Consider the following 13321-nt stretch of genomic DNA (forward strand, 5'->3'; position numbering starts at 1 on the left):
GTAACCTAGGGAGGTAGACCATGGCACTGCTGTGCCCAATACATCGCTACCAAGCACCGCAGGAGAGTTTGTGAACGCTGACTTAGTCGTCGTTGGTTCGGGTTTCTTTGGCCTAACCATTGCAGAACGTGCCGCCACCGAGTTGGGGTTGAAGGTTGCTGTCCTTGACCGCCGTCACCACATCGGCGGAAACGCCTACAGCGAGAATGAGGCCCAGACCGGGATCGAGGTGCACCGCTACGGAGCGCACCTGTTCCACACTTCAAACGAGCGCGTCTGGGAGTACGTGAACCGCTTCACCGCGTTCACCAACTACCAGCACAAGGTGTATACCTCCCATAACGGTGAGGTTTACCAGATGCCCATCAACTTGGGCACCATCAACCAATTTTTCCGTTCCTCCATGGGCCCGGGTGAGGCGCGTGCGCTGATCCAGGAGCAGGCGGGCGAGCTTGCTGGAACCGATCCGTCCAACTTGAACGATAAGGGCATCCAGCTCATTGGCCGCCCGCTGTACGAGGCGTTCATCAAGCACTACACGGGCAAGCAGTGGCAGACGGACCCCAAGGACCTGCCGGCCGAGATCATCTCCCGCCTGCCTGTCCGCTACAACTATGACAACCGCTACTTCTCCGACACCCACGAGGGCCTGCCGGTAGACGGCTACACAGCGTGGATCGAGCGCATGGCGGACCACCCAAACATTGAAGTGGTGCTGAACACCGACTTCTTTGACGATGGAGTGTACGGCCGCAAGGCTGTCACCGGCCAGGTCCCGGTCATTTACACCGGCGCCGTGGACCGCTATTTTGACTACGCCGAAGGCGATCTGTCCTGGCGCACCATTGACTTGGAGCAGGAAGTTCTGCCCATCGAGGACTTCCAGGGCTGCTCGGTCATGAACTACCCGGATGAGGCGCAGAAGTACACGCGCATCCACGAGTTCCGCCACTTCCACCCGGAACGCGCCTACACCAAGGACGCCACGGTCATCATGCGCGAGTACAGCCGCTTCGCCGAGAAGGGCGACGAGCCGTACTACCCGGTCAATACCAGCGATGACCGCAGCAAGCTGCTGGCCTACCGCGATCTTGCCCGCGGTGAGAAGGACGTACTGTTCGGGGGCCGTCTGGGCACTTACAAGTACTTGGACATGCACATGGCCATTGGTTCAGCCCTGAACATGTATGACAACAAGATTAAGCCCCACTTCACCGGTGGTGCGAAGCTGCAAAGCGGAGGAGTTGACGCGTGAGCGTAGCTGAAAAGATGGAAAATACGACGGCGGCACCTGAGTCCCAGCAGTGGCGTACCCTCCAGCGGGTCATCCTGCCCGAGCAGAGCCAGATGGACACGGCGCCACTGTACATGGACACCGGCAGCGCCATGGGTGTGCAGATTCCCACAGTGGGCGTCAGCAACACCATGCGCGATGCTGGCCTGACCCAGACGGTGAGCGCCCCCAGCAAAGACGTCCACGTTGAGGACTTCCTGTCCAGGTACGCAACATCGGTCCGCCCGGGTGAGCGTGTTTCTTTCGGCACGTACTTCAACGCCTTCCCGGCCAGCTACTGGCGCCGCTGGACCACTGTGGACAGCGTGCGCTTGAGTGTTGCCACTTCAGGTGCTGGCGCGGTAATTGTCTACAAATCGAACGCTCGTGGCGCACTGCAGCGCGTTGACTCAGTCCGCGTTGAAGGCGATGAGGTCAACAACTTTGACCTTTCACTGACCCCCTTTGGTGATGGTGGCTGGTACTGGTTTGACCTGGTTGCAGGATCAGCGCCGTTGATCCTGCAGGGGGCGGAGTGGCAGGCCGAAGGCGATTTCAAGAAGCCTGGCACTATTACGCTGGAAATCACCACGCTTAACAAGACCGATTTCTGCATCAACAACTTGCGCCTTCTGTCTCAGAACCCCCAGGCCTTGGAACACGTCAAGGAACTGATCCTGGTGGATCAGGGCACCCAAAAGGTGGCTGACGCAGAAGGCTTCGCCGAAGTGGCCGATGCTCTCGCCGGAAAGTTGCGCATCATCAACCAGGACAACCTGGGTGGTTCGGGCGGCTTTGCCCGCGGCATGTACGAGGCTGATAAGAATGGCAGCGACTATGCCCTTCTCATGGATGATGACGTTGTTGTAGAGCCGGAAAGCATCATCCGCCTGCTGACGTTTGCCGACCTGTGCAAAACCCCCACCATCGTGGGCGGGCACATGTTCGATCTCTACAACCGCACGGTGCTCCACACCTTCGGTGAAGTTGTGAACCCGTATTCATTCCAGCCCGATCTACCCAGCGGTGAGATGACCTTGGGCCACGACTTTGTGGGCTCAAACCTGCGCCACACCGGATGGATGCATCGCCGCGTAGACGTGGATTACAATGGCTGGTGGATGTGCATGATCCCCACCAAGGTGATCCGTGAAATTGGGCTCTCACTGCCTGTCTTCATCAAGTGGGATGACGCCGAGTACGGACTGCGCGCGAAGGCAGCCGGCTACCCCACGGTATCCATGCCTGGTGCGGCAGTATGGCATGTTTCCTGGATCGACAAGGACGACCTTGTCGGCTGGCAAGCCTACTTCCATGCCCGCAACCGGTTCATTGCAGCCTTGATCCACAGCCCGTACGAGTTTGGCGGCAAGGTGGTTCGCCAGTCCTACGCTTTCGATGTGAAACATCTGGTTTCGATGCAGTACGCAACTGCCCAGGGCCGCATCATGGCGCTGCGCGATCTGCTGCGTGGGCCGGATCAGCTGCACAGCCTGCTGCCGGACAAACTGCCGGAAATTCGCTCCATGATGAGTGGATTCACTGACTCGCAGTTCTCTGCCGACCCGGATTCCTACCCGGCGCCGAAGATGGACAAGCCGCCCAAGCGCGGACATGGTGTAACCCCGCCTTCCTACGTCGGCCTGTTGCCGTGGGCTGCCAAGACCGTGATCCGCCAGCTCTCGCTTCCGGTCTCGGAATCGAGCAGGGAACGGCCGCAGACCAATGTGGCGCACCAGGACAACCGCTGGTGGCGCATGTCCCAGTATGACTCTGCTGTGGTTTCCAACGCTGAAGGAACTGGTGCCTCTTGGTATAAGCGCGATCCCAAGCAATTGCGCAAAATGATGGCGGAGAGCGCCAAATTGCACGCGGCATTGCTGAAGGACTGGCACAAGCTCAGCTTGCAGTACCAGAACGCACTGCGTGAGATCACCTCCATTGAGGCGTGGGAGAAGACCTTCGCTGCCCATAGTGAAAAAAGCGAGAACTAACCGCACATGACGCAAACGAACAGTGAGCTGGTTCGCCCCGGTGTAAGTGGCGGACTGGCAGATGTGGTGCGGGCACGGTTCCTGCTCAAGCTCTTAGTGCGTAAGGAACTGAAGGTCCGCTACCGCGGCTCTGTGCTGGGACTGTTGTGGTCCTACGTCAAACCAGGGGTCCAGTTCATTGTGTTTTATGTGGCGTTGGGTATTTTTCTGGGTCTGGAGCAAAGCCCCACCAACAGGGGTGGCTTGCCGAACTACGCCATTTACCTGTTTTCGGGAATTATCCTCATAAACTTTTTTACTGAAGCGCTTGGCAACGCATCACGATCAATCGTTGGCAATGGTGGACTGATCAAGAAGATTTATCTGCCCCGCCAGTTGTTTCCTGTGGCTTCGGTATGGGTTTCAGCAGTGCACTTCTTCCCTCAGCTGATGATTCTGCTGGTAGCCTGCTTCTTCTCAGGCTGGAATCCCAACCTGATTCAGTTGTTGGCTGCCGTGGCGGGTTTTCTGATCGTTGCTTTGTTGGCCACTGGACTGGGCCTGCTGTTTGGTGCGGCCAATGTGTATTTCCGAGACTCCGAAAACTTCGTGGATATGCTTTTGATGATTGCCACTTGGGCTTCCCCCGTTATGTATGCCTGGACCATGGTGCAGGCCAAAGTGGGGGATTTCTGGTTCACGGTTTACCAGATGAACCCCATCACCATCGCGGTGGAGACCTTCCACTACGCTTTCTGGCTTCCCACCACGGATGGGGCCCAAGCCATCCCGCCGCACCTTCTCTCCCTCTGGATCCCTGTGGGTGTGCTGATCTCCGCAGCGATCCTCTTGTGGGGACAGCTGACCTTCCGCCGGCTTGAAGGCCGCTTCGCGCAGGAGCTTTAGAATGACTATCGCTATTGAAGTAAAAAGCATTGACAAGCAGTTTGTGCTGCGCAGATCACGATCAATCAAAGAGGTATTTGTTTGGTTGATCAAAGGCCGCAAGGGTGAACTCTCGGAGAAGTTTCATGCGCTGAAAGGCGTGGACCTGGAAGTGAAGCAGGGCGAGACTGTTGCCTTGCTGGGATTTAATGGATCCGGGAAGTCCACGTTGCTCAAGCACATTTCGGGGGTAATGATTCCGGATAGCGGCACCGTGCGCACCCGCGGACGTGTTGCTGGCCTGATCGAGGTGGGAGCTGGATTCCATCACGATCTCTCTGGACGCGACAATGTTTACCTCAACGGCGCTATTTTGGGCATGACAGAGGAACAAATCAACGAGCGGTTCCAATCGATTGTTGATTTTGCGGAGATCGGCCAGTTCATTGATACCGAAGTAAAGTTCTATTCTTCTGGCATGTACCTGCGGTTGGCATTTTCAGTTGCGGTGCATACCGACCCGGAGGTCTTCCTCGTGGATGAAATCCTTGCCGTGGGGGATGAACCTTTCCAGAAGAAGTGCATCGCCAAGATTCAGGAGCTGGCCTCAGATGGCAAGACTCTTGTTGTGGTCAGTCACGACCTGGACCTTGTCTCGCGGATCTGTGACAGGGGAGTGTTGTTGGATCACGGTGAAGTACGTTTTGACGGCCCCATCCATGAAGCTGTAGCGAAAATGCGCGGGCAGTGACCCAAGCGGTACCGACTTCCGTCAGGAAGATTCGTCCTGATCTGCAGGGAATGCGAACCTTGGCCGTCGGGCTCGTCATTATTTACCACCTATTTCCCAGTCGATTGCCCGGTGGGTTTATCGGTGTTGACATCTTCCTGGTTATTTCGGGATATTTGATCATAGGGTCTTTGACCAGCGGCTTCTCAAAGACCGGACGCGTGGACTTACTAACATTCTATGCACGCCGGATTCGCCGTTTGCTTCCTGCGAGTACTGTGGTTTTGCTCAGTGTCATGATCGCCACCGTAGTGGTTCTGCCACAAAGTCGCTGGCAAGAGGTTGCGCGGGATGTGGTGGCCTCTGCATTGCAGATTCAAAATTGGAATCAGGCTCTCGGCGCTACTAGCTATGAGGCTGCGGGCGCGTTGGCCTCGCCTGTGCAGCATTTTTGGTCGTTGGCGGTTGAGGAACAATTCTACCTAGTCATCCCGCTGCTGTTGCTTCTGGCTGTGACTTGTGGCCGGTTCTTGAAAATGAATGCTAAGGCGGCGTCCCTCTGGTTCTTGGTATTCTTATCAGCGGCTTCCCTGGCTCACTCGATCGTCTTGTCGATTCAAAACCACGACATCGCTTACTTTGCGACAACAACGCGTATGTGGGAACTGGCCTTGGGAGGGATGGCGGCAATTGTTTTGGATGCCGTCAGGATTAACTACTTCGTGCAGTTAATGTCCGGTTGGTGCGGGTTGACGATGATCATTGCGGCCGGGTTGCTCTTCGATACTTCAATGGCTTTTCCTGGCTATATCGCTTTGCTGCCTGTAGTTGGAACTCTAATGCTCATAGTCTCTGGAGCCCCTACGCGCAGCGGGCCGGAGATCGGCGGCTGCCGATTCTCACGACTGCTGAGCTGGCGGCCAGTTACCTATCTTGGCGACATTTCCTATTCCCTGTATTTGTGGCATTGGCCTGTCATTGTTTTCTATATCCTGATCAAGGGGCACGAACCTGGGGTAGTTGGCGGGGCCGGGATTCTTGCACTGAGCCTTGTTTTGGCTTCGCTGTCCTACCACTTTGTCGAACAACGTTTCAGGTTTGGAAAACCATTTGCACAGGCTGGTGGACGGAGATATCGGCCCAAGGTAGGCAACCGAACAGCCTATGGAATGGCAGGGTCCCTTATTCTTGTCAGCTGTGTGAGTGCCGTTGCTCCTTGGGCTGTGGTGCAAGTGAAGACTCTGCAATTTGAAGTGCAGTCAGGCTCTCATGAATATCCCGGGCTATGGCATTTGATGAGAATAGACCAGCTTATGTGCCGGAGGGTCTACCAGTTGTCCCTGATCCGGCTGTTGCCATGAAAGACAGACCTCCAACGATTGCTGAAGGGTGCGGCGCTTATGATCCGGCAAAGTTTGATGACAGTCAGTGCCTCTACGGCGATCTAGAAGCGAACCGGGCATTGGTTGTTATCGGCGATTCCCATGCTGGACAGTATGTCGGCCCGCTGGCAGATATTGGCGCCAGCAGCGGGTGGAAAATCCGCGCAATGGTTCGCAATGGTTGCCCATTTTCTACATCGCCGCCCGCTAGCGCCACGACCACGTACTGGAATTGTTCTCGACAAAACGAAGATTCCCTCAAGAGGATCCTCGCCATGAGGCCTGAGCATGTCGTCATTTCTGCAATGACACCTCTGGGCTACCGCGAAACCCTGAACTGGGGGTGGTTAAATGAACAGGAACTTGTCATGGGGTATGCCAAACTCATGAAGCCCCTTGTAGATGCGAATATCAAAGTTAGTGTCATTCTTGACACGCCGTTCCCCGGGATTTCGGTTCCTGACTGCGTGGCAAAAAATTCCGCTCCAGCGGTTGACTGCAGCTTCCCCCGGTGGAGGGCCGGCGAAGAGGCAGACCCATTGCAGCGGGCCGCGTCCCAGGTTCCGGGCGTCCAATTCATCGACCTTAGTGACTATCTATGTCAAGGTGACCGCTGCCCTCCAGTGGTTGGCAATGTCCTAGTTTTCCGAGACAACCACATGACGAACACGTTTGCCAGAACCTTGGCTCTCCCATTGAAGAAAGCGCTGGGCATGTAGGTTGATTTTGAATATTCAAGTGGTGCGGTGTCAGCAGTCAACGATTTCAAAAAGCTTGGCGCTGCCCTGCTGGTCAACGAGCTGGACATTTGCCGATGGGCTAACATTGACCAATCCCGGGTACATCCTTGCAGCAGCGTAATCGCCGAGGTAGTTGGTGCCAAAGTCGAGAATGTACCTGATATTCGCTGCAGAGGCCGCTTGGCAAGTCGCAGACCCGGGCTCTGCAGTGGACAGATTCCGTGCTATCAACGCCAATTCCTTGCTAGGACCAGAGGTTAGCTGGTACTGGGTTAATTGCCGTCCGGAAACTGCGTAGGCCAGGGCACTGCCGTTGTATGGATTGACTGCGATGACCTCATCCTCCGGGACAATGCTGGGGATCCTGGCCATAAGTGCCATTTCGTTTGCCGTCACCCACGTCTTACCGGTGATTCCTTGGACGGAAGTAATAGGGGGAGTAACTGAAGTTGGCAGCCTTGTGGTCGTCGAGTCGGCTACAAAATAGGTAGTGCAGGCAAGAACCAAGCAACTGGCAACTGTTGGAACAGAAATATTGGTGACCTGAGCGAAACCGGTTCGTTCAAAGTTCCGTATGGAGGGGAGCATCTCGAATGACCTCGAAAGCCCTGCAGCTATGCCTTGCACGCCTACTGAAGCCAGTAGAAGCATGAATATTGGAACCAGAGCAGCCAGTCTTGGTATGTCTTCGTACCAACTGCCGACCAAGATGTTCCGGAAGGGGCCGCTGGGAGCTGCAGCTGCCACAACATACAAGACACCGGAGAGAAAGAAGGCCCCGATAATCCAATAGCCACGGCGTCTGGATACGATCACAAGTACACCGACAAGCGACAATAGCGACGCTGTCCAGTTCAGACTGTTGTTCGTCAGCGCCCCGGTCAGGACATTGAATACTGCCTCCTGCACACTCATGGCCGGCTGCCATTTGTTGTAGGGCAAAAGCAATGCACTCCACACCAGCGAAAATATTGCTGAGACGAATATAACGATGAACATCGGGTGGATAATAGCAGCTTTGAGCCTGCCATGCTTCCAAAGACGCAGAGCATAACCTGACACTGAGCCGAGGAACATGGGTATAAAGAACACCATAAGTGCGGTAAAGCCGTTTGGTTGAGTGGTGAAGAGAGCAAAAATGCCAACGAGTAACATGGACGTCAACGTGAAACGATTCGCCAACTTTGCGCGGAGCAATCCAAATAAGCCCGCCATCGCGACTATGACCAATGGCAGTAAACAGTAGGAAAGAAGGTTCGGAAAAAGTGGTCCGCGTTGAATGGTTTGGAACGGGAAGACCCAGAAACTTGATGAGAGTATGCCGGTTGCAAGCAAGACGATGATCTTGTTTCCCAAGACCAGACGTACCAGAGCCACACTGGCAAAGGGCCACAGCACGGCGCCCACTGCCAATGTCAGAACATTCTCGGCGACAAAAACGTTGACATGACAAACTTCAACGATGAGTGCCGCAAAGGAATGCCACACGGATGGATATATGGACCACGTGCTGCCCGGCTGGATCATCTGCCCCAAGGTCAGAGAAGACGCATTTCCTGTCTGGACAATGTATTCAATCGCGTTCAAATGGAAAACGTTATCATAAGCCTGCACAAAACTCTCTGGAGAGGGAATGCTTCGAAGTGTCCAGAGTGCGATCAGAAAAATCGGGGCGATGAGGGCAGCTGCAAAGGGAGCCCACTCTCGAAGCCTGGTCTTGGGCGGGCATTCATGGGCGCCGAATCTACGCCTCCAGAGCCAATGAAATCCAAAAGCGGCGCTGGCTGTAGCGAAGGTAACACCCAGGAGTAAACCAAGGCTCCATCGGAGGCCGAACAATCCACCCAAAATGCCAGCAGCGCCCACGAGCCCCGCAGAAGCAAGCGGTGCCATGAAGGCTAAACCCAAGCCTCTGACTCCCAACGCGGCTCCGAATAGCAGCCCCGGGATAAAGAGCAGGCTGATGGCGGTTGCAACAGCGGGTAGGGACTGCCACCAAGTCATAGCTATTATCTCGTTCCACGCATAGTCCAACCATCGATTCTATCTATTAATGTGGGCCGGCAGGATGAACGCTGTCTGTGATCTTGCTCCCTGTTGAGCTTGATTTTCTCTCATGGATCACGGGTTCGGCGAGACGCACAAGAGTTCACTGGATACCGACTTGCCAGCAGTAGTTGCTCTCAATGTCCGCGGATGGGAGGTGTTCGGAACAACTGGGGACAAATCGAGCGTTGGGCTGGATCCGATATTGTGTTAATTGAGCCATGACGTCGGCCAATCAGCGCGGGGTCGTAAAGGCCAAAGGGAGAAGGCTACAAATCGTGAAGATTGCTGTCATTGCACTGGGTAAAATCGGGCTGCCACTGGCGGTCCAGTTCGCGTCCAAGGGTCACGACGTTGTGGGAGTCGATGTCAACCAGAACGTTGTGGACCTTGTGAATGACGGGACCGAGCCGTTCCCCGGTGAAGCGCACTTGCAGGAGAAGCTCGCCGAACTGGTGCCCGCCGGCAAGCTGCGGGCAACGACGAACTACGCCGAGGCTGTCCCCAGTGCAGACGCCGTGGTGCTGGTGGTGCCCTTGTTCGTTGACGAGGATGCCCAGCCCGACTTCGGGTGGATGGATACTGCTACTGCCGAGCTTGCCCGCCACCTGACACCGAACACACTGGTGGCCTATGAGACGACTTTGCCTGTCGGTACTACGCGAAGCCGTTGGAAGCCCGCCCTGGAAGCCGGCTCCGGCCTCGTTGAAGGAGTGGACTTCCACCTAGTATTCTCACCGGAACGGGTGCTGACCGGCCGCGTCTTTGAAGACCTGCGCAAGTACCCCAAGCTAGTGGGCGGCTTGTCGGAGGCCGGGGCCGCCAAGGCCATCGAATTCTACGAGTCCGTCCTGGACTTCGATGACCGCCCGGACCTCAACCGTGCCAACGGCGTCTGGGACCTTGGCTCCGCTGAAGCATCCGAGTTGGCGAAGCTGGCCGAGACCACGTACCGTGACGTCAACATTGGTTTGGCCAACCAATTTGCCAGATTTGCAGGCAAGAACGGCATTGACATCTACCAAGTCATCGCCGCATCCAACTCCCAGCCCTTCAGTCACATCCACCAGCCCGGCATCGCCGTTGGCGGGCACTGTATCCCCGTCTATCCGCGCCTGTACTTGTGGAATGACCCCGATGCAACAGTGGTTCGCGCTGCACGGGCCGCCAATGCCGACATGCCTGACTACACGATCGGCCTCCTGGAAGGTGCCTATGGCGACCTGACCGGGGCACGCGTAGTCGTTCTCGGTGCAGCCTACAGAGGCGGCGTGAAGGAGACCGCTTTCTCCGGAGTATTCGACGCCGTCGAAGCCATCAACCGCCGCGGAGGCATAGCGGTAGTGCACGATCCTATGTATAGCGATGGGGAGATCGCCAAGCTTGGCTTCCAGCCGTATCACCTGGGCGAGCCTGCTGACGCAGCTGTCGTCCAGGCCGACCATGCTCAGTATCGGGACCTCGCCCCGGCGGACCTGCCAGGAATCAAGGCATTCATTGACGGGCGCCGGGTAAGCTCGGCAGAGAAGTGGGATGGCATCATCTACCGCGTCATTGGCAAGGCATAAACGAGTATTCGTATCCCGTCAGGAGTATCAACATGACTTACATTGCCCCCAGTGCCGATGTTGCCGAGCAGGCGACACTCGGTGAAGGCACGAAAATTTGGCATCTGGCACAGGTTCGTGAGGATGCAGTCCTCGGCAAGAACTGCATAGTGGGCCGTGGTGCCTATGTTGGCAACGGCGTAATAATTGGTGACAACACCAAGATTCAGAACTACGCGCTGGTCTACGAACCTGCCGTCTTGGGCCACGGCGTTTTCATTGGCCCCGCCGTGGTGCTGACCAATGACACCTACCCGCGCGCCGTCAGCCCGGATGGTTCGCTCAAGAGCGCCCACGACTGGACCCCTGTAGGTGTGAAAATTGAGGACGGTGCCTCAGTCGGTGCACGCGCAGTCTGCATCGCTCCACTGACAATTGGCCGTTGGGCCACCATTGCGGCCGGCTCCGTGGTCACCAAGGATGTTCCCCCCTTCTCCTTGATGGTAGGTGTGCCCGCCCGCCGCCTGGGCTGGGTCGGCAAGGCCGGATTCCCCTTGCAGAAGAGTGACGGTTTTTGGGTGTGCCCGGAAACCGGGGAGAAATATGTTGAACAGGGAGACTCCCTGAAAGAGGCAGAGGACAACGCATGAGCCAGACCTTCATTCCCGCAGCAAAACCGATTATCGGTGCGGAGGAGCGGGCAGCGGTCGACGCCGTCATGGCCACAGGCATGTTGGCGCAGGGTAAACAGGTGGCCGACTTTGAGACGGAGTTCTCAGAAGTCCTCCTGGACGGCCGCGCAAGCGTTGCCGTGAACTCCGGCACGTCGGGCCTGCACCTGGGCCTGCTGGCCTCCGGTGTTGGCCCCGGCGATGAAGTCATTGTCCCCTCCTTCACCTTTGCCGCCACCGGCAACTCGGTTGCCTTGACCGGCGCCACTGCGGTGTTCGCGGACATAGAGCTGGACTACTACAACCTTGATGTTGCCCACGTGGAATCGCTCATCACGGAGAAGACCAAGGGCATCATGCCGGTCCATCTGTACGGGCACCCGTTTGCCGCGGAAGCGTTTGCCGCTTTGGCCGAAAAGCATGGCATAGACCTGTACGAGGATGCAGCCCAAGCCCATGGTGCGGCGCTCAACGGCAAGAAGGTTGGCACGTTCGGCAAGTTCGGCATGTTCAGTCTGTACCCCACAAAGAACATGACCTCTGGTGAGGGCGGTATGGTTTCCACAGCGGATGCCACAGTGGAGCGAAACCTCCGCCTGCTGCGCAACCAAGGCATGGAAGTCCAGTATCAAAACGAGCTGGTTGGCTTCAACAACCGCATGACCGATCTCCATGCGGCCATTGGTCGTGTCCAGTTGACCAAGGTTATGGGTTGGACCAAGCAGCGCCAGGACAATGCCGCTTTTCTGACAGCCAATCTGGAAGGCGTGGGAACGCCCAAGGTGGCCGAAGGTGCCGAGCACGTTTACCATCAGTACACCATCCGTGTCCCTGAAGGCCGCGATGCCATGCACGAGCGCCTGCGCTCAGAATTCAATATTGGCTCCGGCGTTTACTATCCGGTTCCCAATCACCGGCTGCCTTCGTTCAACCGCACAGAGGATCTGCCCAACACTGAGATTGCTGCCAGGGAAGTCCTGTCCCTGCCCGTCCACCCGTCACTGAGCCGGGATGATCTGGAACGTATAGTCACAGCAGTGAACGGCATCGTGAAGGCTGGTGCCTAGACCGTGGGCAACTTACGTGTAGGACTTATTGGATTGGGCATGATGGGCCGCCACCACGCACGGGTCCTCCGGGAAGTTGAGGGTGTGGACCTTGTGGCCGTTGCTGACGCCTATGGTGACCCGCACGGCGTCGCCAAGGACTTGCCCGTCCTGCACAGCGTTGAGGAGCTCATCTCCGCTGGCATCGATATGGCCGTCGCAGCCGTTCCTACCGGCATGCACGAAGAAGTGGGGCTGGCCCTGGCTGCGGCAGGTATTCATACCCTGGTGGAGAAGCCTATTGCTGCCAGCGCTCCAGCTGGGCAGCGCTTGGTCGACGCCTTCGCGGCGAGAGGCCTGGTTGGAGCAGTCGGCCACATTGAACGTTTCAATCCTGCGTTGCAGTCACTGCGAAAGCGTATTGCCAACGGCGAGCTGGGCGAGGTTTACCAGATCGCCACCCGCCGCCAAGGGCCGTTCCCGTCCCGAATTGCCGACGTTGGCGTGGTCAAGGACCTGGGTACCCATGACATCGACCTGACAGCTTGGCTTGCCCAGAGTCGGTTCGAATCGATTTTTGCCCAAACCACAACCCGCAGCGGGCGCCCGCACGAGGACATGGTGGCCGCAACAGGTAAGCTCGCCAACGGCATCATCACCAACCACCTCGTAAACTGGCTCTCGCCCATGAAGGAACGCCTCACTATTGTCACCGGTGAAAAAGGTGCTTTTGTGGCGGACACTGTGACTGCGGACCTTACATTCTTCGAAAATGGCACCATTGCCACCGAATGGGATTCCATCGGCGCGTTCCGCGGGGTTTCCGAAGGCAATATGACGCGTCTGGCAATTGCCAAGCCGGAGCCTCTGCGCACCGAACATGAGGCGTTCCGCGACGCCGTACTCGGATTGCGCAATGACGTTGTATCGATGGCGGAGGGACAAGACACCCTGATTGTGGCAGAAGCTGTGTTGGAATCCGCCCGAACCGGTACGAATGTGAAAATAGCTGCGCTGTGAAATCGCCG

General features: G+C 56.8%; 11 protein-coding genes. 10 read left to right on the forward strand and 1 reads right to left on the reverse strand.

What is annotated here, in order from left to right; genetic code table 11:
- Positions 1-70: 70 nt before the first annotated feature.
- From glf to RY113_RS01190, 6 genes are read left to right on the forward strand one after another with little or no spacing between them, the layout of a single operon-like run.
- Positions 71-1255 (forward strand): UDP-galactopyranose mutase, encoded by a 1185-nt coding sequence (glf, locus tag RY113_RS01165; protein ID WP_315913004.1) that lies wholly within the window; start codon positions 71-73, stop codon positions 1253-1255.
- Between the two features lie 14 nt (positions 1256-1269).
- Complete coding sequence (locus RY113_RS01170) at positions 1270-3267, forward strand: glycosyltransferase (protein ID WP_315913342.1); 1998 nt, start codon at positions 1270-1272, stop codon at positions 3265-3267.
- 6 nt (positions 3268-3273) lie between these two features.
- The gene (locus RY113_RS01175) at positions 3274-4152 is read left to right on the forward strand and encodes an ABC transporter permease (protein WP_110106545.1); all 879 of its coding nucleotides are present in this window, start codon (positions 3274-3276) and stop codon (positions 4150-4152) included.
- 1 nt (position 4153) lies between these two features.
- The gene (locus RY113_RS01180) at positions 4154-4882 is read left to right on the forward strand and encodes an ABC transporter ATP-binding protein (protein WP_315913005.1); all 729 of its coding nucleotides are present in this window, start codon (positions 4154-4156) and stop codon (positions 4880-4882) included.
- Positions 4879-6222 (forward strand): acyltransferase, encoded by a 1344-nt coding sequence (locus tag RY113_RS01185; protein ID WP_315913006.1) that lies wholly within the window; start codon positions 4879-4881, stop codon positions 6220-6222. The genes RY113_RS01180 and RY113_RS01185 overlap by 4 nt, the downstream gene beginning before the upstream one ends.
- A complete protein-coding gene (locus RY113_RS01190; RefSeq protein WP_315913007.1) occupies positions 6219-6962 on the forward strand; it encodes an SGNH hydrolase domain-containing protein in 744 nt (247 codons plus the stop codon). Before RY113_RS01185 ends, RY113_RS01190 begins: the two co-directional genes overlap by 4 nt.
- A gap of 30 nt (positions 6963-6992) precedes the next feature.
- Here the strand turns inward: RY113_RS01190 and RY113_RS01195 are convergent, their stop codons facing one another.
- Positions 6993-9017 (reverse strand): DUF6541 family protein, encoded by a 2025-nt coding sequence (locus RY113_RS01195; protein ID WP_315913008.1) that lies wholly within the window; start codon positions 9015-9017, stop codon positions 6993-6995.
- Positions 9018-9307: 290 nt separating this feature from the next.
- Here RY113_RS01195 and RY113_RS01200 point away from each other — a divergent pair, with 290 nt between their 5' ends.
- The 4 genes from RY113_RS01200 to RY113_RS01215 are packed head-to-tail and all read left to right on the forward strand — an operon-like array spanning position 9308 to position 13313.
- Positions 9308-10597, forward strand: a complete 1290-nt coding sequence (locus RY113_RS01200) for a nucleotide sugar dehydrogenase (protein WP_315913009.1) — start codon at positions 9308-9310, stop codon at positions 10595-10597.
- A 32-nt stretch (positions 10598-10629) separates the two neighbouring features.
- The gene (locus tag RY113_RS01205) at positions 10630-11226 is read left to right on the forward strand and encodes an acyltransferase (protein ID WP_315913010.1); all 597 of its coding nucleotides are present in this window, start codon (positions 10630-10632) and stop codon (positions 11224-11226) included.
- Complete coding sequence (locus RY113_RS01210; protein ID WP_315913011.1) at positions 11223-12314, forward strand: DegT/DnrJ/EryC1/StrS aminotransferase family protein; 1092 nt, start codon at positions 11223-11225, stop codon at positions 12312-12314. Before RY113_RS01205 ends, RY113_RS01210 begins: the two co-directional genes overlap by 4 nt.
- A 3-nt stretch (positions 12315-12317) precedes the next feature.
- Positions 12318-13313 carry a Gfo/Idh/MocA family oxidoreductase gene (locus tag RY113_RS01215; RefSeq protein ID WP_315913012.1) on the forward strand — a complete coding sequence of 332 codons (996 nt, stop codon included), beginning with the start codon at positions 12318-12320 and terminating at the stop codon, positions 13311-13313.
- The last annotated feature ends 8 nt before the right edge of the window (positions 13314-13321 follow it).

It is taken from the genome of Arthrobacter sp. lap29 (assembly GCF_032458965.1).
Taxonomy (GTDB): Bacteria; Actinomycetota; Actinomycetes; order Actinomycetales; family Micrococcaceae; genus Specibacter; species Specibacter psychrochitiniphilus.